Genomic DNA, 22,398 nt, shown 5'->3' with positions numbered 1-22,398 from the left:
GAGGGAAGACGGAAGGCCCTAAATTCGCGGCGATCTGGCCTGAAAACGTTGCGATACGCCGCAACTCGTTCCTATACTTGGAAGTAGGCGTTGCCGGGCGATTTTACCTCGCCCGGGCCGTCACCGGAACTCGGACGAGCCTGAGGTCCCCATGAAACGGCTGATCGGTGGACAACTCTTCTTCGTCCTGGCATTTGCAGGATCGGCTTGGCTGCGCGCCGACACGTTCCTCCTTACCAATGGCGGCCAGGTTGAGGGCGCCACACAGAACACCACCGAGACTCCGCGCACGCGCTACGTGATCAAAACCAGCACCGGCGAGGTTACGCTGCGGCGCGACCAGGTTAAGGAAGTACACCGCACCAAGCCCTCTGAGCTGCACTATATCAAGCTGCGGCCCCAGTATCCCGACACCGTCGAGGGGCAATTGGATCTGGCGACGTTTTGCCGCAACCAACAACTCACCGAGCAAGCGACACGCCATCTCGAACGCGTCATCGAGCTCGATCCCGAAAATGCCAAAGCTCGGCAGGCACTGGGCTACGCCAAAATCGACGGCGAGTGGAAGACGCGCGAAGAAAGGTTCCAGGATAAGGGTTACATCAAGGACAAGTCCGGCAAGTACCGCATGCCGCAACAGGTCGAAGAGATCGAACGCAAGAGGGCCTTCGACAAGGCGGTCAAGACTTGGACCAAGGACATCAAGCGCTGGCGCGAATGGCTGGGAACGAACCGGACCGAGGAGGCCATGCTCCAGTTGCAAAAGATCGCCGCGCCTGAAGCCGTCGAACCACTGGGAAAGCTCATGCAAAAAGAGCAGGACGTGGCGGTGCGGAGGATCTATATCGACGCGCTCGCGCGGATTGGCACGCCCGAAGCCTGGCGGGCCCTGACAATTTTTGCCTTGGACGATTCTGACGACGACCTGCGTCAGACCTGCCTCGATTATCTGGAGAAGCAGACGAATACCGGGGCCGTGGCGTTTTTCATCAAGCGCATGAAATCGAAAAATGCCGACAATCAGATGGTCAATCGTGCGGGCTTCGCGCTAGGACGGATGAGGGACGCCAGTTCGATAAGGCCCTTGATCGATTCGGTCGTCACGACGCACGTTATTGATCTCCCCACGAGCGGAAACAATATGAATCCCAGCTTTGGGAACGGTCCCGGCGGCGGATCGTTTTCATTTGGCGGCGGGGGACCGAAGCAAGTCGAACGGCAGTTCCAGAACCTGGCAGTCCACGACGCCCTGTCATCACTGACGGGCCAGGACTTCGGCTACGATCAACAATCCTGGCTGCGGTGGTTGGCGACGCAACGAAGGACTCCCACGGTGGACGCCCGCCGCGATTGACGCGTTGCCCCGCCGTGGGACCAGTGGCACTTTGACGATTGTCGTTCCCACGGTCGTCTGTCATCATCGGCGTTGAACGCCGCACGAGCGCGTTCCCTGACGGACTGGCGCCGCAGGATTCTAGTCCTCACGAACCGCGAAAAAATTCCATGCCTGAACCCACGATTGCCATTCTGGGCGCGAGCCCCGACCGTTTGAAATTCGGTAACAAGGCGGTACGTGCCTATCGGCAAAAAGGCTACGACGTGTACCCCGTGAACCCCAAGGGGGGTGAAATCGAGGGGCTCGTCGCGTCGCGCAGCCTGGCCGAGGTGCCAGCGGCACACTTGAATCGTATCAGTGTCTATCTTCCCCCGGCGGTCCTGCTGAACGTGCTGGACGACATCGCGGCCAAAGGTTGCGACGAACTATGGCTCAACCCCGGCTGCGACACGCCCGAGGTCATCGCCAAGGCGCAGCAGCTGGGCCTGAACGTCGTTGCGGCCTGTTCGATCGTGGCCATCGGCATCAGCCCGAGCGAATTGCCCGGTTAAAGAACACCGCGACGATACCAATGGGCTTTTCCTTAAGCCGCGCGAATGGCGGGCGGGCGTCGGCGGTTGGTCAGCCAACCATCGCCGAGCACGGTCAGAGCCACGCGATCTTCCAGGTTCGGGCGGAAAATCGTGAGCAGCAATAACGGTAGGTACCAGCCCATGTACAGGCCACCGTCCTGCGGCTGCCAAAACTGCGTGCCCAGCATGACCGCCGCCGAGCAACTCAACAGCGTGCCGAGATTCTTGGGCGCCGGCCACAGTGCAAAGCTCGCGCACATGGCGCCATAAGCAGCCAACACCGACAACCGGTATGGGTTGGCCGACTCGTAAAAGCTCCAGAAGCCGCTGATATTGTCGGGCGATAGGCTGGTCCAGCCAAACACCTGGCGAACTTGCGCCAACAGGGGTTCGATCCCTCCCACGGCGAAGAAGCGGGTTCCCATCACCAGCGCCAGTGTCGCCAAAAAGCCCACCGAAAACCGCAACATGCCGCGATGCCAGTAAAACCCGACCCACAGTGGCAACAAGAAGAAGGGATAGTAGATCACCCCCGTCGCCAAACCCAACAACATCCCCGCGACTAAAGGCCGGCGATAGGCGAAGACGGCCCACACGACCAGCGCCGCGGGCAAAACATGATCGACCCGGCCCGTCATTTGTGCCGTGTAGGGTAGCAATAGATATAAGTTGGCCGCCGCAACGCCCGTCCGTGCGCTGCCAAAATGCCGTGCTCCGATCAACACCATGCCGGCGACCACCGCCAGATGCGATAAGATCGCCATCATGCGTGCGGTCGCGACGTACTCTTGTTCTCGCACACGCGCCGGCTCAGCAGCGCCCTCATCGCCAACTTCCTTGGCCACGAGAGTCTTGGTCGGCAGTCGGGCGAGTAAGTGCATCCACGGATAGGCAGGACCATGCGTCGCCAGACTGGCATCGGCTTCGGGAGTCTCCTCGCGCGAGAGAAGTTCGTCTAAACGGCGCGGGCCATCAAGATCGCTATCCGTGGTTTCCTTCGTCAAAGCATTGACCATGAGGAAGACCAACAGCGAAACCGTGGCGAACGTCAGACCGCCCGGAGACAAATTGGGTTCCAGCAGCGGCCGGCGGACCATCATCGGGTCGACCAGCAAACGAACGAGGAAAAAGCCGCTGGTGGCAAACAGCCACACGTAGCCAACCTGGGCCGCAGTACCCTCTTGCTGAACCATCAGCAGCCCGGGCGCCAGCGCCACGAGGCCCAGCAGGTCGAGATTGCGAACGCTCCAGACGCGACTGAACTTGAAATAGATGGCGATGATCAACAGCGACGACAGGTAAACCCAGGTCGTCGGGTCGACGGGCTTGTAATGGTAGAGAATCTGATCCATGGAACCCGCGCTCACCGCGCCATTAGACGGTGCGACATCTGCCTATGTCGCACTCGGTTTTTCACGTCCCCGTGCCGTCTTTTGGCGACCGTAACTCCCTTGCAAGATACGCTTTGAGCCTCGATTTGCAACCCTCAATGGGCACGAGCCCGGCGATCGACTGGCAGTAACCGCAAGCGCGATAATGGCTTCCGGCTAATGCGCGTTCGTCCCGCAGGGATGCAAGTGGGCCGTTAGTTGCCGGCGGGGGCCGTTGCGTCACAATCGCGTTCCGGCGCTATGCGCTACCTATTTGGCCAGATGCTCACGGGCGGTAACCGCCCAGGGGCTGTCAGGAGCGAGTTCGAGAAAGGCCCGCCAGTGCTCGGCGGCCTGCTCTGCGCGACCCAGGTCGTCTAGGACGCGTGCCAAGTGGTAGTGCGCGTCGGGAAAGTCCTGGTGGAAGGCCAATGCCCCCTCGAACGCCGACACGGCGAGGTCACATTGTCCCATCTCGGCCAGGACGCAACCGAGGTTGGCCCGGGCTTCGACGTAATTCTCGTCCAACTCGATGGCCACATAATACCGCTCACGGGCGCTGCCAAGGTCGCCTAGTCGGTACAGCACGTCGGCCAAAGCAAAGCAAGTTTCGGGGACTGGTCCGCCAGCCGCCATGGCGGCGCGGTACATCTCGGCGGCCAAATCCAACTGGCCCCCCTCTTCCAACGCGTGCGCCGTCTCAACCAGATCGGCCGGACCGGGTAGCGATGGCGCGGCCCCCAATGAAACAACCTCGCTAGTGGCCTCGTTTCCGGCACGATCACCCGTGGCTGATCCACGGCCGGTAAAGTCGAAGCGTTGCTGGCCGCCAGCTTCGAGCAGCCCGTCGTTTGAGCGGACGAGAAGTTTTTTTCCCACAGCGACCAGCGCCGCTGGCAGTGCCGAACCATCCGGCTCGGGAAACCACCGCGCGAGCGCTGCAAACTGCTTTTCGATCTGACGCGCCGATACTCCGGCAGTAACCAAAGTGGCCAACTGTCGGGCTGTGGCGACCTGCGCGAAGTCGAAATAAGGAAGCTTCCCGACCTGTCGTCCTGCGACCAGCAAACCACGACGGTGCCAACGACGGACCGTGGCGACGGGCACACCCAACAAATCGGCCAGCATGGCCGGCGTGTACATGCGGCTCACGTGCGGATCCTGATCCACCAGTCCGAGCCGATGCCAGAACTGCGTCTCGTTCAGGGCCACCAGCGTTCCCTCTTCGAGCGCGCGGCGCCCGGCGACTGCGAGCACATCCACGAGCACAAGCGCGGGAGACTGATCGGCCAACACGATCAGGTCGGCACCGGACTCGACGTCTTCGATCGGCACACCTCCGTGGACGCGGACCAGTTGCTGGGCGTCACGACGCGACATGCCGGCCAACTTGCCGGCGAAGGCCACGCGTAGCCCGGCGAGATTCTGCTGCGGCGTACTGGAGGAAGTGCTTGGCATGCGCCCCTGATTATCGCCATCGCAGGGCGGTTGCCAAGCCACGACATCGGCTTGCTGTCACCGCGTCGTCGGCCCGAGAGCTCTCGCGGCCCCAGACCAGCACATCTAATTTTATTAGATGATTTTATTGACGCGAGGAAAGGTCACCGTTAATATCATCGAAAGAATTAGATGATTTGGCGCAGCCCTCCAAAAGGTGAGATTGAACTTTCGTTTCAGGTCTGCCGTGGGGCGCCCGCGGAATGGCCTGCGTGGCGACAATATTTCTGACAGGAAGAGTCATGGCTCGCCCGGCGTCCGAACATCCGACAGAACTCGAACTTGAAATTCTCAAGGTGCTCTGGGGTAGGTCCCCCTTGCCGGTACGCGATGTACGCCTTGACCTCGAAAAACAAGCCGGACGCGCGCTTTCCCATAGCAGCGTCATCACGATGCTCAACATCATGGTGCGCAAGGGGTACCTGGGCCGAAAGAAGCTGGCGAACGCGTTCCTCTTCGCGCCCAAGGTCAAAAAGGAAGATATCGCGGGGGGCATCGTGGGGGACCTGCTGTCCAGGGTGTTCGGCGGATCGTCGTCGGCCATGGTTCTGAACTTGATCGAGACCGCCGACCTGGGCGCTGACGAACTCGCCGACCTGCGTCGACTGATTAGCCGTAAGGCTGCGGAGCAAAAAAAATGAGCTGGGCAGCACTCATCGATTCAATCAGCGATCCCATCATCAGCAGACGCCTGTGCCTGGCACTGTTGCACTCACTCTGGCAAGGCCTGGCCTTGGCACTCGTCGCGTGGGCCATCACCCGATTGCCAAAACGCATGTCGACGCGATTTGTCTTGGAACGATCGTACGCCATCTGCGTGGCGCTACTCGTTGCCAGCCTGGCATTGGTTCCCGTCACGTTTTGGTTCATCGATGTCGACAGACCTGATCCACTTATTGCCGACGTGAACACAATCCTCAACACGTTGCCGGCACGCGCGACGGCTGAACATGGGTTGTCGGAGAAACGTTCCACCGCTGCCAAGGCGTCAGGCCCGTCGACGACGAATGATGGTTTCAAGGAACTGGCGGTCAGCCATCCGACCTCGGCAAGAGATTTCCTAGCGGAGCCCGCCACGATGTGGGATCGCACGGCGCCATGGGTTGTCACCGCCTACGCGCTCGGCGTCCTGGTCATGTTGGGAAGATTGTTGCTGGGCATCTGGCACGCGCAGCGCTTGGCACGCTCAGCCGTGCGCATCACGGACGGCGTGCTGTTTGACCAGGTCGCGGCTCTTGCGCGCACATGGTCGATGCGCGTGGTTCCTGCAATCGCGCACGCCGAGAAGATCCTGGTGCCCAAGGTTGTCGGTCTGGTTCGACCGGTGATCTTGTTTCCTGCGGCGACAATAACCGGACTTTCGGCCGACGAACTCGGCCTGATCATTGCGCATGAACTGGCCCACATAACGCGTTACGACATGTGGGTCTTTCTATTGCAGCGCGTGGCCGAGTCGGTGCTGTTCTTCAATCCGGCGGTTTGGTTGCTCAGCCGGCAGATCAGCACGTTGCGAGAGTATTGCTGCGACGAGATGGCGTGCCAGTCAGTAGCTTCGACGGGCGCGGAACCGCGCCTGCGATATGCGACGGCATTACTGCACGTCGTCGAACTCAACATGCAGGCGCCGTCGCGGCGTGGTGGCAAACAGGCTTTCCCTACCGACGAGATTACGGCGCTTGCCGTCAGTGGCCGGAGCCCCTCCGAATTGCGGCGTCGCATCGCGCGGCTAGTCGGCGAGCCGCTGCCCGAACCCGTGAGACTTTCGCGTGGCGGCATTGTGGCGCTCGCATTGGTAGCGGCCCTGGTAATGGTCGCACCCCCGGCGTGGATCTCGGCGTCGGCGCCTGAGGACGACAAAGCGAAGGACACTGCAGCCACCGATGGTGCTGCCGCGCCCAAGGTTCCTACGTTCGATCTTTTGGTTGTGGGACCGGACGGAAAGCCTCTACCGAATATCGAGGTCGAATTCCGTACCGACCAATCGCCGACGGCCGAGCAAATCACCCACGGCGCGTTTGTCCGAAAAGCTGCATACGGCAGTTTTGCCCGGACAGACGACGACGGCCGTGTGACCTTGGCACTGCGGAAGGTGCCGGTCAATTTCAGCGCCATGATCCAAACGCCAGGCTTCGGCCCCTATTGTGCAAAATGGGAAGCGAACGACCATCCCGAAGCGATTCCCGAGAAATTCACGGCCGAGCTCGACAAGGCCTGGTCTGTCGGCGGCGTGATCGTCGACGAGCAGGGGTCACCCCTGGCGGGCGTCAAGGTTACGCCGCGCCTAGAGTTTAAGAAGCGGCCTGGCGATACGCGCCAGTTCGGCGCGGGTGCCAGGACCAAGACCGACGCGTTCGGAAAATGGCGTTTCGATAGCGTGCCCAATGGACTTAACGAGATCCACGTCGAGATTACCAGTCCCAACTTCATGGCACTGCGCCGTTCACTGACGCGGAGCGAGTTTGGCATAAAGGAGGGGGACGTTCCGACAACAAAGATCGCACTCGATCCGGGACTGACCGTAACGGGTCTTGTGACCGATGAATTGGGAAGACCAATCGAAGGGGCTGTCGTTCGCACAAAGTTCTTGAACGATACCCGCAAGGCCACGACAGATGCCAGCGGACGTTATCAGCTCGTAGGGTGCGAGCCACGCGTGTCGCGCGTTGTCGCATCGGCCAAGGGGCGCGCGATGGAATTGAAAGAGGTGCGGATCGATTCCGAAATGGACCCGGTCGATTTCGAGCTGAAAACCGGCGGCAAGCTCCGCGTCCGCGTTCTGGATGCAGCGGGAAATCCGGCGCCCAAGGCGCGGATATTCTTTCAGCAATGGCGCGGGCGTATAGAATACTTTGAATTCGATAGTGTCAACCAATACGCAAACCAGCTTGGGGTGTGGGAGTGGAACGAAGCCCCCTTGGACGAAATCCTGGTCGACGTTTGTCCGGTCGGGGGGATGCAAATGTTGCTGCAGCCACTCAAGGCACGCGACGAAGAGTACGTCTTCCACACGAACCCCTTGCTGGTGATCACTGGCAAAGTGACGGACGTTGATACCGGCAAACCCATTGGCGACTTGCGCGCTTTTCCCGCCTCTGTGGCCGTCGATGGACACATAAGCTGGAATAGGCACGACGGGTACGAGACCAACGAAGGACATTACGTATTGCGTCGCAACCGCGGTGAACATTCCCACCTGGTACGCATCGAAGCCAAGGGGTACGAAATCGCGACCTCGCGCGAGATCCATAGCGACGAGGGGAATATCGAGATCGATTTCGCCTTGAAGAAAGCCAAAGACGTTGCCGCCGTGGTCACGACGCCCAAGGGTGAGCCCGCTCGTCGGGCCAAAATAGCCGTGGGAATCGTCGGATCGCAAATCAACATCCATGACGGCGTGATCGACGACGGTGGCACGTATGCCGCTCGCCAGGATACCGACGACTCGGGGCGATTCAGCTTTCCGGGGCAGGACGGCCCCTATCAATTAGTGATTACTCATCCCACGGGATACGCCTATCTGCAGCCGGGCGACGACCCCCTTCCGCCGGCCATCAAATTGACCGCGTGGGCACGTGTTGAGGGAACCTTTCACGTCGGCAAAGACCTGGTCCCGAACGCCGCGCTGACACTGAATACAAACACGGTTTACTCTACTGGGCAGGACGAACCCCATATTTATACGCATTATGACGTCACGACCGGCGACAAGGGACAATTCGTGTTCGAGCGCGTGTTCCCAGGAGATTGCCACCTGGGCCGGCGCATTATGCTAATGGTCAAGGAAGGCGCGACGGAGGTTACTTCGTCGCAAATGGTCGCAGCACAGCTCACGGCCGGCGAGACCACGCATCTCGATCTGGGGGGCACGGGCCGACCAGTCATCGGCCGGCTCATTCCGCCCGCCGGCTACGATAAAAAGGTGCTGTGGAGCTTCGCGTTCATCACCGTGGAGAGCCAATTGCCGCCGCTGCCGCCGAACCCCAGTCCCGCCGATAAGGCATTTTATCACAGCCTGGAAGCATCGCGTCCGTACTACCAGGCCAGCGTCGATCCGGACGGCAACTTTCGGATCGACGACATGGTTGCCGCGAACTACGAGCTCGACGTGCGATTTGACTGGGGGCACAAGGTCGGACGCATCGTGGATTTTCGCTTCGCGGTGCCCGAGTTGAAGGACGATGAAGACCCGCAGAAGCCGATCGACCTGGGCAACCTGCGACTGGACGAATAACGGCGACCCCTAAGGTACGTTTTCGGTTGGCGCAGTGTCGGGCCGTAGTTTCGGCTCTCGATTCCAGTTGCATTAGACTCTCCTCCTCTCTACGCTTTTAGTGCTCGTCACAAGCGTGTCGGCGGCCTGGCGGTTTGCTGAAATTCACTTGCGGGGAGAAATCTCATGGCTGTTCGGTTTCGCCGGTCACTGGTCCTGCTTGCAGGTCTGTTGTCGCTGGTTGGGTTGTTGGCCACCACTCACGCGCGCGCCGCTGCGGTCAATAACGAACGCATCGGCCGCGCTGTCGAGGACTTTTCGCTGCACGATTGCCGTGGGCCGGTCAGGTCGCTCAAGGATTGGCAAGATAAGAAGCTGGTAGTGCTGGCTTTTCTAGGAACGGAATGCCCGCTCGCTAATGTGTACCTGCCGCGCCTGGCTGAGCTGTCGGCGAAGTGGGAGCCGCAGGGTGTGGCCTTCGTCGGCATCAATGCGAATCAACAAGATTCGATCACCGAGGTGGCTGCTCACGCGCGGAAGATGGAAATCCCCTTCCCGGTATTGAAAGACCCGGCCAACGAAATCGCCGATCGCTTGAACGCGGTGCGAACGCCGGAAGTCTTTCTGCTCGACGGCGACCGCGTCGTGCGGTACTGGGGGCGCATCGACGACCAGTACGGTGTCGGCTATCAGCGCAAGAAGGCAGGGCGCAACGACCTCGAAGCAGCAATCGAAGAGCTGCTGTCTGGTAAATCCGTGAGCGAACCTACGGCTGAGGCGGTCGGCTGTCTGATCGGCCGAGTTAAGCGTGCCGACCCTTCGGGAGACGTTACCTATTCGAACCAGATCGCGCGGCTGTTGAAGAATCGTTGCGTGGAATGCCATCATGATGGACAGATCGCGCCGTTCTCGCTGACCAGTTACGACGAAGCGGTCGGCTGGGCCGAGATGATGAAGGAAGTCGTGCATGAGCGGCGGATGCCTCCCTGGTTTGCCGCGCCCGAGCATGGCCAGTTCAAGAACAATCCCTCGCTGGCCAAGGAAGAGATCGACCTGATCGACCGCTGGGTGGCCAACGGCTGCCCCAAGGGGAATGATGCTGACCTGCCCCCCGCGGCGGAATTTGCCGAAGGTTGGGGCATCTCGCAGCCGGACCAGATTTTTTATATGCGCGACGAGCCGTACACCGTGCCGGCCGAGGGCGTGGTGAGCTATAAGCACTTCGTCGTCGATCCCGGTTTTACCGAGGACCACTGGATCAAACAGGCCGAGGTGAAGGCAGGCAACCCGGCCGTTGTGCACCATGTAATCGTCTTTGTTCAGCAGCGGGGTTCGATGGACTTTGGCGATCCGCAAATGGCATACGCCCCCGGCATGACCCCGCGCCGCTTAGGGAACGGTGCCGCGATTCGCGTGCCGGCCGGTTCGAAGCTGGTTTTCCAATGTCATTACACTCCTAACGGCAAAGCGCAGGACGACCGCAGCTACGTCGGATTCGTCTATGCGAAGCCGGCGGAAGTGACACACGAAGTGCTTGGCGCCAGTTGCGGCACGATGTCTTTGCGGATACCGCCGAACGACGGCAATCACCTGGTCAAGGCCGAGCACAAGTTTCGCCGCGATACGGTGCTGCTGGGCATGAATCCTCATATGCACCTGCGCGGCAAGTCATTCAAATACGAGTTGATCTTGCCCGATGGCACGCAGGAAACGCTGCTTGACGTGCCGAAGTACGATTTCAACTGGCAGCTGTGGTACATGCTGAAAGAACCACGGCAGATTCCCAAGGGAAGCCGGATGGTTTGCACAGCCTATTTCGACAATTCGGCAGACAATCCTGCCAACCCCAATCCTGCGCATACGGTCAACTGGGGCGAGCAGACCTGGGACGAGATGATGTTCGGGTTTTATTCCGTCATCAACCCGATTAAGACGTCGAAAGCAACTAACTGATTCGGCGCCTCGCGAAGCAATTGGCGCGCTAACTCCATGCAGTTGACTTCGTCGCGCAACCGCCCGAACGGATGTCGTTGCGCGGCTGATCAATAGCCGTAGTGGGCCGCCGCGTGCAGTAGCGCCTGCTCGTCGCTGGTGAGGTCGATAACGTTGGCCTCGCGAAACGAATGGTCGCGCGTCAGATGCGTGAGAAAGCTCATGCCGCTGACACCCGCCTCGGGCACATCGATCGTTCTGAGCCAGATGCGCAGCTCGTCCGCGTGCAAGCTTCGCAGCCACTTGCTGGGCGGGCGCCCGTGCCGCGCGCGGCGCGCCGGATCCGGCTTGCCTGGAGCGGTCTCCGGGCCTGAGTCCTCGACGACGACATCGCGATCCTCTTCGTAACCACCGCGAACTTCCGCGGGGACCAGGCTCTCGTCCAGGTAGCCATTGCGGCCGGCATACCGCTCGCCGGTAAAGTTGTTGATCGGGGTCGTGATGCCGGTCAGCTTCCAGCGCCCCTCGATAAATTTCTCGCGCTCGTACCAATGCCACGTGTTATTGGTAGCCGAGGTCCAATGCTCGGGGGCCGCTGCCTCCGAGGTCGATTCCGCAGGCGCGATCCTTTTGGACCCGGTCGAGCGCAGGATGCTGGCCGCCAATTCGTCGAGGGCGCCCGCGCGCAGTTTCTCGGCGAGTCCAAAGATCCCCAGGCTGATCCAGAAGACAAAGCGGCGGCGATTCATTTGCAACCGGCAACAAGGGCAACTGTTACCGCTCCGTTCAGATCGCGGCTTCAGATCGACTCCGTAGCAACGCACCGCCTATAGTGCTTAACCATCACAACTATAGGTTGCTCTCCAGAGGCAAATTTCAGGCCAATAGAGGCTGGGCGTCCTGCCATAATCGGGTCGTCAAGGTTGCGGCCGGCTCTGCTCGGGCCAGTGCAGCGCTTTGCCCGGCCCAGGCCTGCATCCGCTCGATATCTCCGTCGCGATTCGCCTTTTCTCGCATCGCTTTGGTCAACGCTCGCTGGATCGGGTAAGGGGCCGGTGCGGGTGCAGCGTGGCCCGCTGCGGCTCGGGCATAGGCCGTGGCGATACTGCGACCAGCCCGGCCGCTAAATGCGCGGGTGAGCATGGTCCCTTCCGGAGACGTTTGGGCGAGCGTATCGGCCCAGGCCGACGGGATGCCAGCTTCGGGGCAACGTAAAAAGCCCGTGCCTATCTGCACGGCCGACGCACCGAGCACGAGTGCCGCTGCGATGCCCCGGGCGTCGGCAATGCCCCCGGTCGCCACCACGGGAATGCGTACTGCATCGACGATTGCCGGCACGAGCGCGAACAGGCCCACTAACTCGCGCTCGGCGCTAGCAGCGTCAAAGCTGCCGCGATGTCCGCCCGCCTCCATTCCCTGCGCCACGATCACGTCGGCGCCGGCCGCCTCGGCCGTGCGGGCCTCGGCAACGGTCGAGACATTGGCAAACCAGCGGATCCCGCGGTCCTTGAGTTGCGCGACGAACCGATCGGGGTAGACCCCCATGACCGACGACACAAACGACGGCGCGGCTTCGAGCACAGCGGCACATTGTGCGTCGAAACTCGGTAGCGTGGCCACCTCCATCTCGGCGGAAACCGGCGGACCCCATTGGGCGAGAAACTCACGCACCAAGGCCTCGTGCGTTTGGTCACGATGTGGCACCGGATCCGGTATCCACAGATTGAATTGAAAAGGGCCGTCACTGCCCGCGCGAAACGTCCGAGCCCATTGCAAGATCGCGTCGGGTTGCATCAGCACAGCGCCGCAGGCAGCCAGGCCCCCGGCGTTGGCAACGGCGATCGAGAGTGCCGGCGCCGGAACTCCGGCCATGGGCGCGAGAAGGATCGGCAACCGCAAGCCAAATCGCTCGCAAAACGCCTGGACACGAATCCGCGGAGTCTGAAAGTTAGCCATGGCGCGAATATACGCCTGAGCTTCTGGCACAACAAGCAACCGTGTGGCGCAAAGGCAGCCGGCCTATTTCGACGCTCTGAGGAACGTCACCAAATCCACCAATTCCTGAGCCGAGAGTTGCTGATCGAGGCCGGCCGGCATGATGGACACAGTGCCGGGTATCATCTCGTCGATTTCGTCCCGGCTGATCCGCGCGGTGTCTTTGGCATTCAGAACGAGGATAACTTCATCAGGCGCATCCTTGCGGACGATGCCGTTATAGACCTGGCCCCCGGTGGTCGAAATTGTCATTGGCTCGTAGCTACGCACGAAGCTAGCGCTGGGGAATACGATCGCCTCGAGCATGTCGCGCGGGCTGCGAATTTGTCCTATCCGCGTCAGATCCGGACCGATCGACCCGCCTAGATATCCGATCGCATGACAACTAAAGCAGGCGGCCTTTTGACCGTTGAAAACGAGCTGGCCCCGCGTGATGTCGCCTTGCGGCAAGAGCGTCAACAGTTCCTCGATCTTGGCCTTGCGCTTTTCTGCGCTGGCTTCCAGGAGCTGATACAGGGCTTGCGTCTGGTCCTGCACTGCCGGTTTATAGCCCTTGAACACTTCTTGTAGCGTTTCGGGGCGCACGTTGGGTAACGCGGCCGAGCTAGCAAGCGCCGCAATCACGGTCTCGCCCACCCTGTCGCTTGCGCTTTTGCTGAAGGGGGTCATCAATCGTTCGATCTCGAGTGGTCCAGCCGCGCGGACTGCGTCGGCCAGGGTGACGAGCTGTCCCTCGTCGAGTTGGGCCTTGGACAGCACGTCGGCCGCGGCAAGCCGCACGGAGACCTGCCGATCGCTGGCAAGATTCTGATGCACAAAATCGAAAACTGTCGGCCCAACTTTTTCCAGGCCGCCTGGTACGGCCGCAAGGGCGTCGAGCCGGACACCAACAGTCAATCGATCATTGGCGGCAACGGTTAGCAATGCGTCGCGCAACTCGGCTCCCGCACCGGGTGCCACCGGAACGGCGCGCACCACGGCAACCACGAGTGGAAGCAAACTGTCGTCCCCGACGGAATCCGCCAATGGCTTAACCCACGCCGCGGGCAGGGCCTTCAGACCGCTGCGGGCCATTGCCTGCAATACGTTGCGGCGTTCGGCCGCGGTAGTGCCCTGGTCGGCGAGCTGCGCCGCGAGCAACGCTTGTACCTTTTCGTTCGCCGCAAATTGGGCCAGCAAATTGGTAATGATCTCGGCGTTGTCACCCCGTAGGGCGCCGCCTGCCAATTGACGATCGAGCCACGGCACCAGCGCCTCGGCCCAATCGGAATGCCGGGCGAGTATCCACTGCGCGGTTTCACGTGCGCCGGGCTCTGGCGACGTTAGTAAGGCGGCGACCATCGCCGGCTGCAACCCGCCACCTGTCATTTGGTCCATGGCCAACAACGCGGCGTGGCGCGTGCGTGGATTTGCATTCGTCAAACCTGCGGCCGTTTCCTTTGGCGCCGCCAATTCGATGAGCGCGAATGTTACGGAATGCTCCAGCGTGCGGTCGAGTTCTTCGCCTGCCACGGCCAATAGAGCCGGCACAGCGGCAGAGTTCTCCAACCGGCCGAGGGCCTCGGCTGCTGCACGGCGATTGTGTACTGCGCCATGACGCAGAATCTCGATCAGTTGCGGTACGGCGTCTTTGTCGCGCGCCACGCTCACGGCGTGAATGGCCGATTGACGGACAATCTCATCGGCGTCGGCGAGCGCGCCGCGTATGGCGGCGCGTGCCTGCGGTCCTTCGATGCGCGCCAGCGTCCAGACGGCGCGGGAACGGGCGGCAGCGTCCTCGGATTTGCTTCGTGTCGCAGCCAGTGCCGGCACCGATTTTTCCGACTGCCGGGCCAACACGTGCATTGCCCGTCTGCGGACCGCTGGGCGTGCATCGGACAACAGTCGTGCCAGTTCTGTGGACGAAGCTTTTTCCCAGTCGAACGCCAAGCCGCGCGGATCATCGATTTTTTTAGCGGCCGTGCGGCGCACGCGATAAATACCGCCGGCGATCTCGGGCTTCCAAAGCTGTGAGCTCGGGCAGCAGAGCTTGTACCAACCGCCCGTGTTGATAACGATCAGGCTGCCGTCGGCGTCTTCCAACACATCGGTCGGATGGAAGTCGAGGTTGTCCGACACCAAAAAATCTTCGTCGCGCGAGGCGAACGTCGCGCCTTGCGGCGACAGCACGTGCCGAGTCACCCTGTGAAGATTGAACAGTGCGGCAAAGAGGTTCCCCTCGAAATCATCGCCAAAAGTGCGGGACTCGTAGCGCATCAGCCCCGAAGGAGCCGCAGCGCCCAAATGTGCGAGCGGTTCCAACAATTCGCCCGTACGTGGATGCCCGTCGATCACACCGTGAACCTTGCCGTAGACGCCGCCATAGATCGCGTGAACCAGCCCGTCGCGCTTGCCGCCGCCTGGGTGTTGAAAGAAGGTAGTGGTGAAGATGCGCTCACCGCCAGAAGTGAAGGCCACCTCAACAGGGTTATCCATGCCGCCGGTCATGACAGGCTCGATACCGCTGCCATCGCGACGCGAGCGAAAGATGTGCGCCGCGCGCGTTTTGAAGGGGGTCTTGCCCGGCCGATCGTAGGTCTGCGCGCCAAAGCCCCCTTTGCACCAATAGATCCAGCCGTCTGGCCCTTCGTAGGGACCGTGTAGATCATTGGCGCAACCGCCCAAGGTCTTTCCCTGGAACCATTCCTCGCGTTGGTCGGCGACACCATCATCGTCAGTGTCAGTGAGCTTCCAAATGCTGGGAGGAGCGGCGACATAGATCGAACCGTCGAGCCACATCATCCCTTCCGGGAACATCATCCTGTCGGCAAATTTTGTGCTCCGGTCGAAGCGGCCGTCGCCATCTGTGTCTTCGAGCCGCAAAATCCAGTGCGGGCGCTCGGCAAGTTGCTTTTCAACTTTATCGTTCGTGCCCGACGACTCGCAAACGTACAGCCGACCACGCTCGTCGAAGTCGGCATGGATGGGGCGCTCGATAAGCGGCTGACCGGCCACTAGCTCGACCTCGAAACCTTCCGGAAGCGTGAACGTGTGGTTCGGCAGCGAGACGGCATGCATTCCCGGTTTGAGAGCCGGCGCCGCGTCCGTGGTTGTTGTGGTCACCGTGGGGTCGGCGGATAGGGCGCAAACCAAGAAGATCGGCAGCATGTTGGTCATGTTTTTTCTCGCAATGAGGGCAAAGGCCGATTCATTCTAAACGCATCAAGGACGCAGACCAACTCGCCCAAACGGCGGTGGCAAGATTGACGCGAGGGTTAGAAGACCGGGCGTCCGCCGGCAGCCAGCAGTCACGCGTCCAGACGCACGCGTGACTGCTGGCAATAGGCGGCCACCTCGTCCAGCAACTCGGCGCCATACTCGGCACTCTTTTTTTCGCCTATCCCGTGTATTCCCAACAATCTATCGAGAGACGACGGCCGACGACGAGCCAGGTCGCGCAAGGTGGCGTCGCCGAAGACAATGAATGGCGGGATGCCTCGTTCCTCTGCCTTGCGCCGTCTCCACGCGCGGAGCGTGTCAAAAAGGCCACGGTCGACTCCGTCCCAAGAATCGACCGAGGCCTTTGATTCTCGCCGACGCCGGCCAGCGGGCTTTAGCAACTGCGGCGTGACCTCGCCGCGCAACAATCGACGCCCTTCGGCCGAAACGTGCAAGACCGAAAATTCGCCTTCCTTGATCAGAAATTGCTGATCGACCAACTGCTCGATCCAGGCGCGTACGTCTCTTCGATCATGCTCGGACAGCAGACCATAGGTGCTCAGTTGGTCATGCTGTTGTTCCAGCACGCGTTGCTCGCGGGAGCCCATCAGCACCAGGGCCGTATAGCCGGCGCCATAGCTCTCGCGGAGGCGAAGAACGCAGGAGAGAATTTTTTGGCCGATGACGAGCGCGTCGGCGACGAAATCGAGCTCTTCCAAACAGACGTCGCAGGCGCTGCAACTGGCCGCCAAATCCTGACCAAAGTAGCGGACGATGGTCCGGTGCCGGCAGCTGGTGCCCACGCACAGCCGCTCGATGCCTGCCAGCAGTTCGGTGGCCGCCTGTGCCGCGGGAGGAGGGAGATCCTGCTGGAGCTTTCGCCAAGTGAGAAAATCGCCGGCCGAGTAGAACAGGCAACACTCCGCCTCGAGACCATCGCGGCCGGCGCGGCCACTCTCTTGCTGATAGCTTTCCAGCGATTTTGGCGCGCCGGCGTGAATCACGTAGCGCACGTTCGACTTGTCGATGCCCATCCCAAAGGCCACGGTGGCCACGATAATTTGGGCCCGATCGTTGATGAATGCCTCTTGGTTGTGGCGACGGTCTTCGTCGGGCATGCCAGCGTGATAGGGGAGCGCCCGATGGCCCAACGACTGCAGGCTGGCAGACAATTCCTCGACGTCGGCGCGACGAATACAGTAGACGATGCCGGACTCGCCGGCGTGGCGGTCGATCACCTCGCAGATCTGCTTCATGCGATCGGTGCGACGCATGACGCGATACACCAGGTTCGGGCGGTCGAATGAACCGACGAGGATTTCGGGGGTTGTCAGCTGCAATTGCCTGGCAATGTCATCGCGCACGCGTTCGGTCGCCGTCGCCGTGTACGCGTGCAGGGCGATTCCGGGAAACGTTTCCTTAAGCAGTCGCAACTCGCGGTATTCGGGCCGAAAATCGTGCCCCCAGTCGCTGATGCAATGCGCCTCGTCGATGGCAATGAACGATAGGTTCGCGCGGCGCAAGAACTCGAGAGTGCCGGGCGTCATCAAACGCTCGGGCGAGAGGTACAGCAGCTTCAGCCGTCCGCCGCGGATTTCCTCGGCCACTCGCCGCCGCTCATTCGTCGAGAGCGTGCTGTTGATGCAGGCCGCCGGCACGCCGCAATCGATCAGCGCATCGACCTGGTCCTTCATCAGCGAGATGAGGGGCGAGACCACGACAGCCAGGCCGGGCAGGTACATCGCCGGGGCCTGAAAGCACAGCGACTTGCCCCCACCGGTCGGGAGCACCACGACCGAGTCGCGCGAGTCGACGACGGCGCGCATGGCCTCGGCCTGCAGTGGACGAAACTCGTCGAAGCCCCAAAAGGCGCGCAAAATGGCGCGAAGTTCTTCCAAGCGATCGACCTCGGATAGACCTGCGATTCAAGCGAGACAAGCCGTGGGGCTGTGTATAACCGCAGACAGGGGTCTTGCTCAACACCCACCTACAGGGCATTTACGCGGGAAGGCGAGGAGGAAGCGAGCAGCAGCGCCACAAAACGAACCAGGGCATGAGCCACGACTTGCAGCTCATGCCCTGCACGCTGGTTGGTGATCTGGCGATGACTGCCCGTACGCGGGCAGGCACGTTTGCTAGGTAGTCGAACCGGGCAGTGACTTGGCTCGTGCGCGAGCGGAATTGGTCGAATCGCCGCTCTTGAATTTCGGCGCGGCGCCGTCGATCTGAGGTTCACCCGGTTGCGAATTGCCCGGTGTCGTATCGAATTGCGACTTGTTCTGGGGGACCGACTCTTCGGGACCGATCGAAGGCGCCTTGTCGGCTCCGTTCGCGTCTGTGCCGGCAGGCGTCGGACGTTGATCACCATAAGTGTTCTTGGACTGGTTCGGCGCCGGGCTGGGCACCGGCGGAGTCGATTGCATGTACGGTTGCATTGGCGCGGGAGCCGGAGCGACTACCATCGCCGCACCAGCCGAGCAGGGATTGCAGGGGTCGACGATAGGCACCTTGTACATGACCGTACGCGGAATGCGATAGGTGTACGTAACCGGCGTGCGCGTCTCGATGCACCGCGGTACACGCACGGTTTGCTGCTCGGCGACTTGCCGGCAAACTCGTACTGGGAATTGTTCGACCCGCTCTTCATTGACGTAACGCGTGGTCTGCACGGGAATCTTACGAACGATTTCTTCCGGGACCATTTTGCAGGTTTGCACGGGCACCTGCCGATCTACGTGTTCAGTGACCTGACGACAGACGGTGACGGGCACCTTGCGAACTTGCTCTTCGTTAACCACCCGGCAGACCTGGAAGGGCACCTTGCGGACAACTTCCTCGTTGACAATCCGGCAGACCTGGAACGGCACTTTGCGGACCTGCTGTTGGGGCACTAAGGCGGTCTGCGGCACCTGCTGCGTGACGAGATTCTGCTGCCACACGCGGTTCACCGTCACCTGATCAGGCTGCTTTTGCGGAACCCACATCAGTCCGGGCCGCATATAGGTCTGCGCGCCATTGGCGGGGTCGGCAACGCACGCCCCGGGAACCCATTGCAAGCGATTCGTCACGCGTCCGGGGACGACGGTTTGCTGGTTGACGAAGCCGCCTTGGTCGACCTGCACTTGTCGATACGTCGTGACCGGCACATTGACCGTGTAAACCTCGTCGCGCTCCTGCATCTCGGTGACGGGGCGCTGGACGATGTAGCGCTCTTCACGCTCTTGCGTCTCCATGACCGGACGCTGCACGACAAAGCGTTCTTCACGCTCGCTGGTTTCGTAGACGTCACGCACCACGTCGTAGCTGGCGTCGCGCATCTGGCACTCCCAGACGGGCTTGAGCACCGTGTAGCGCTCTTCACGCTCGCTGGTCTCGATGACCGGCCGGGCGACCGTGTAACGACGCTCACGCAGTTCGGTTTCCCAGACCGGTCGCAAAGTCGTGATCTGACGTTTGTCATACACGGTTTCTACGCCCAGCCGATAGGCCGTGACCTGCCGCTCTTCAAACACCGTCTGGCACTGCAGCCGGTAGGTTTGGCAGCATTCCTGGGCCACGGCATTGGTCGCGGCGACAGTGAAAAGCGTAAGGCCGACGAAGACGATTCTGGCAGATGTCATGATCTGTCCCACTGCGAACAAAAGTTATTCCACATCGAACTCTAGGTCGCGCATAGCGCTCAATACGTGCCGACGCAGGCAACCCGCGGCGCGCGATATTTCGAGTGCTGCGTAGCAAAAAACTACCTCACCAGAATGTGGCTGAATAATAGCGCATCTGCAAACAGAAAAGTTTAACATCGCGGGCGACAGCACTCGGAACTGTCACGGCGACAGCGACTTATGCGCCGTAGAAATGACTAAAGATTCCCAGCGGACAGGACCGACGGCGCTAGCGCGCCCGTCGGCATATTTTGCGTAGACTGCGCCTGCGGAAGATCCGGTAAAGTCGCCGCACGCCGAATCGAGAACGACTGCTAGCGGGCAGCGCGCCGGCAATCATGTTCCCTATTCGTCCCTAGTGCAATCACCCCATGACCATCGGAGTTTGATTGTACGAGTCCCGAAATTCAATGAAGGGGAGGCCGGAAGGGCGCCCGCAACGAACCGAAGCCCGAACACATTCCAAGTCGGCCGCGGCGTCCTGGCGAGCGTCATACACGGGCGTTGCCCATGTCAGAAAGAACCATGACGGTGCCGGCCGGAGCAGGACTGATGAGATGGGCCCTGTCGTGATTGGCCCCACCACGCGCTAGTTCTGCGTGTACTCTTTCAAGAATCCTTTGAACAGCACCAGATGCTCTTCTTCGGCCTTGAGGAGTTGGACTGCCAGATCCTGTGTGACGTAGTCCTCTCCCTCGGTCGCGCGAATGATTTTCTTGTATTGTGCGCAGGCGGCTTCTTCGCCCGCGATCACGGCTTTGATCACGCCCACCACGTCGGTCGTATTCGGCGATGGCTGCGTCTGATTGCCAAGTTTGATCGACATCGAACCCGGCACCAGCCCGCCGATTTGCTTGATGCGCTGTCCCAATTGGGTGGCATGCCCGAGCTCTTCGGTAACGTCCAGAGCCAGCGACTTCTTGATCTCTTCGGCGCGGACACCATCAAGGTTGATGCTATTGGCCATGTAATTCATGACCGTCTCGAGTTCCATCGAGTAGGCCGTCCGCAGCAGATCGATGACTTCTTCGTTTGTCGCCATAAAGGTCGCTCCCATGTTGTGGCAGGAGGTTTGCGCTATATGTTCGATTCTCAGGCGGCGGGCGCCGCCGCGGAGTTGGCCTCGAATTGGCGTAATTCCTCGGTGGCCTTGAGACGGATATCGGCGGGCTGTTCTTTGTCGGTCAGTCGCTCGACGGCGCCGCGCAACGTCTGTTGATCCGTAGAGGGAAGAGCCCGATAGATCGTTTCAGCAGCTTGCAGTCCATTCACAGTGATCAGGTTGCGTTTGAACTCACGCGCTTGATCGTCTGTTTCCAGCTTTAGCGAGGCCTGCTCCGCCGGGTCGAGCATTTCCAGGATGACGGGCAATGCGCCGGCATGGCCGTGACGCGCGAGCCCGGTCGCAGCGTTGTAGCGGACGTCTGGATACACGTCGCTAAGCATCTTCTGCAACTGATTTGTGGACGATGAATCCCCCAGCACTCCCAGTGCAAATGCCGCGGCCGACCGAATTTGAGCGTCTCCGTCGCCGGCGGCCGTAATGAGCGCTAGCGACATGTCGCTGGCATAAGGATTGTCCGCAGCCGGCAAGTTCGAGGCGACCACGGCCAGCCCTTCCAGCGCGGCTTGGCGAACACCGATATCCTCAGGGCGCGTGCGACCGGCCGCTTCGACCAACGGCGGCACCACTTCCGGTACTGAAAACTCGCCCAGTGCCCTGCACAGGTAGACGTCGAGCATGACCTGCTCGTCGGCATCGGTGGGCCGCTGTAACTCGTCGCTCAGCAAGGTGGCCAATTCCTGGGCCAGCCGATGGTCACGCTTCAGGTCAGCATTACGGACATCATTGAGCACGTCGGCCAGACTGGCGGCTGCCTGCCAACGGGCCTTGCTGTTCGAGCGTAAAGCCGCCACGTACTTCGTAGGATCCGAGCCCATCTGTGCCAGCCAGTTGAACAACAGCCACACCAGGACGATGATGGTGACGATCACCGCCGGCACGACGAACAACTGCAGTATAAACCGCGCGCTGGGGGGCTCGACCGGCGGAAGGCCGTGACCCGACGGCGAAGGCGACGAATGCGTGTCCGAAGGTAATGCCATACTAAAAGCGGTCGTCCCAGTCGGCGGAGCAGCCTCAAAAAAAGATGAAGGTGGCGATGGCCGCGCGCTCGCGCGCCGTCGCAGGAATGCAGCCTGTATCCAGGCTAGTGATTGATACTGAAAGTGTAGTGGGCGTTGGAGTTCCGTCAAGCGGCGGCGTTACGTGCAAGGGGCGGCCCATCGCAACTCGCCCGAAGGACTCGCATGTTGTTACTTGATCTGACGTTACCAGGGGCAGCCGAAAATATCGCGCTCGATGAGGCTTTGCTCGACGAGGCCGAGGCGAGCCCCGACCCGCTCGAGGTGTTGCGATTTTGGGAGCCGGCGAGCCCGCTGGTGGTCCTCGGCCGCTCGTCGCGTCCAGAGGTGGAAGTGCAACTCGACGCCTGCGCCCGGGCGAGCGTCCCGGTGATCCGCCGGACCAGCGGCGGTGCTACGATCATTACGGGGCCTGGCTGCCTGATGTACGCACTGGTGCTTTCGTACGACCTGAGACCTGGATTAAGGTCAATCGATGCGG

General features: G+C 61.0%; 15 protein-coding genes. 6 read left to right on the top strand and 9 right to left on the bottom strand.

The annotated features are described in order from the left end of the window. Window positions 1-151 precede the first annotated feature (151 nt). Together VGG64_09565 and VGG64_09560 are read left to right on the top strand one after the other, a co-directional pair. Window positions 152-1,354, top strand: coding sequence for a HEAT repeat domain-containing protein (locus tag VGG64_09565; protein ID HEY1599838.1), 1,203 nt, complete (start codon window positions 152-154; stop codon window positions 1,352-1,354). A gap of 149 nt (window positions 1,355-1,503) precedes the next feature. Next, window positions 1,504-1,887 (top strand): CoA-binding protein, encoded by a 384-nt coding sequence (locus tag VGG64_09560; GenBank protein ID HEY1599837.1) that lies wholly within the window; start codon window positions 1,504-1,506, stop codon window positions 1,885-1,887. A 32-nt stretch (window positions 1,888-1,919) separates the two neighbouring features. Here VGG64_09560 and VGG64_09555 read toward each other — a convergent pair whose 3' ends face one another. After that, window positions 1,920-3,260 carry a hypothetical protein gene (locus tag VGG64_09555; GenBank protein HEY1599836.1) on the bottom strand — a complete coding sequence of 447 codons (1,341 nt, stop codon included), beginning with the start codon at window positions 3,258-3,260 and terminating at the stop codon, window positions 1,920-1,922. 288 nt (window positions 3,261-3,548) lie between these two features. Next, window positions 3,549-4,736, bottom strand: a complete 1,188-nt coding sequence (locus VGG64_09550) for a tetratricopeptide repeat protein (protein ID HEY1599835.1) — start codon at window positions 4,734-4,736, stop codon at window positions 3,549-3,551. Window positions 4,737-5,017: 281 nt separating this feature from the next. Between VGG64_09550 and VGG64_09545 the strand changes: the two genes are divergently transcribed. From VGG64_09545 to VGG64_09535, 3 genes are all read left to right on the top strand, one after another. Beyond that, on the top strand, window positions 5,018-5,416 hold the full coding sequence (locus tag VGG64_09545) for a BlaI/MecI/CopY family transcriptional regulator (GenBank protein ID HEY1599834.1): 399 nt from the start codon (window positions 5,018-5,020) through the stop codon (window positions 5,414-5,416). Further along, a complete protein-coding gene (locus VGG64_09540) occupies window positions 5,413-9,006 on the top strand; it encodes a carboxypeptidase regulatory-like domain-containing protein (protein ID HEY1599833.1) in 3,594 nt (1,197 codons plus the stop codon). The genes VGG64_09545 and VGG64_09540 overlap by 4 nt, the downstream gene beginning before the upstream one ends. Window positions 9,007-9,171: 165 nt before the next feature. After that, window positions 9,172-10,938 carry a redoxin domain-containing protein gene (locus VGG64_09535; GenBank protein ID HEY1599832.1) on the top strand — a complete coding sequence of 589 codons (1,767 nt, stop codon included), beginning with the start codon at window positions 9,172-9,174 and terminating at the stop codon, window positions 10,936-10,938. 89 nt (window positions 10,939-11,027) lie between these two features. Here the strand turns inward: VGG64_09535 and VGG64_09530 are convergent, their stop codons facing one another. From VGG64_09530 to VGG64_09500, 7 genes are all read right to left on the bottom strand, one after another. After that, window positions 11,028-11,666, bottom strand: a complete 639-nt coding sequence (locus VGG64_09530; GenBank protein ID HEY1599831.1) for a hypothetical protein — start codon at window positions 11,664-11,666, stop codon at window positions 11,028-11,030. 127 nt (window positions 11,667-11,793) lie between these two features. Next, window positions 11,794-12,873: a nitronate monooxygenase gene (locus VGG64_09525; protein ID HEY1599830.1), complete on the bottom strand. Its 1,080-nt coding sequence runs from the start codon at window positions 12,871-12,873 to the stop codon at window positions 11,794-11,796. 63 nt (window positions 12,874-12,936) lie between these two features. Further along, window positions 12,937-16,068 (bottom strand): PVC-type heme-binding CxxCH protein, encoded by a 3,132-nt coding sequence (locus tag VGG64_09520; GenBank protein HEY1599829.1) that lies wholly within the window; start codon window positions 16,066-16,068, stop codon window positions 12,937-12,939. Window positions 16,069-16,199: 131 nt separating this feature from the next. Next, complete coding sequence (gene recQ, locus VGG64_09515; GenBank protein HEY1599828.1) at window positions 16,200-18,008, bottom strand: DNA helicase RecQ; 1,809 nt, start codon at window positions 18,006-18,008, stop codon at window positions 16,200-16,202. Between the two features lie 237 nt (window positions 18,009-18,245). Next, window positions 18,246-19,730, bottom strand: a complete 1,485-nt coding sequence (locus VGG64_09510) for a hypothetical protein (GenBank protein ID HEY1599827.1) — start codon at window positions 19,728-19,730, stop codon at window positions 18,246-18,248. Window positions 19,731-20,361: 631 nt separating this feature from the next. Further along, window positions 20,362-20,814: a ferritin-like domain-containing protein gene (locus VGG64_09505; protein ID HEY1599826.1), complete on the bottom strand. Its 453-nt coding sequence runs from the start codon at window positions 20,812-20,814 to the stop codon at window positions 20,362-20,364. Window positions 20,815-20,864: 50 nt separating this feature from the next. Further along, window positions 20,865-21,878, bottom strand: a complete 1,014-nt coding sequence (locus VGG64_09500; GenBank protein HEY1599825.1) for a HEAT repeat domain-containing protein — start codon at window positions 21,876-21,878, stop codon at window positions 20,865-20,867. A 204-nt stretch (window positions 21,879-22,082) separates the two neighbouring features. Here VGG64_09500 and VGG64_09495 point away from each other — a divergent pair. Continuing rightward, window positions 22,083-22,398: hypothetical protein (locus tag VGG64_09495; protein HEY1599824.1), on the top strand; the 316-nt coding region annotated here is incomplete at its 3' end.

This window comes from Pirellulales bacterium (assembly GCA_036490175.1).
Lineage (GTDB): Bacteria > Planctomycetota > Planctomycetia > Pirellulales > JACPPG01 > JACPPG01.
The sequence above is the reverse complement of the archived record's forward strand: the minus strand, read 5'-3'. Positions and strand labels throughout refer to the sequence as shown.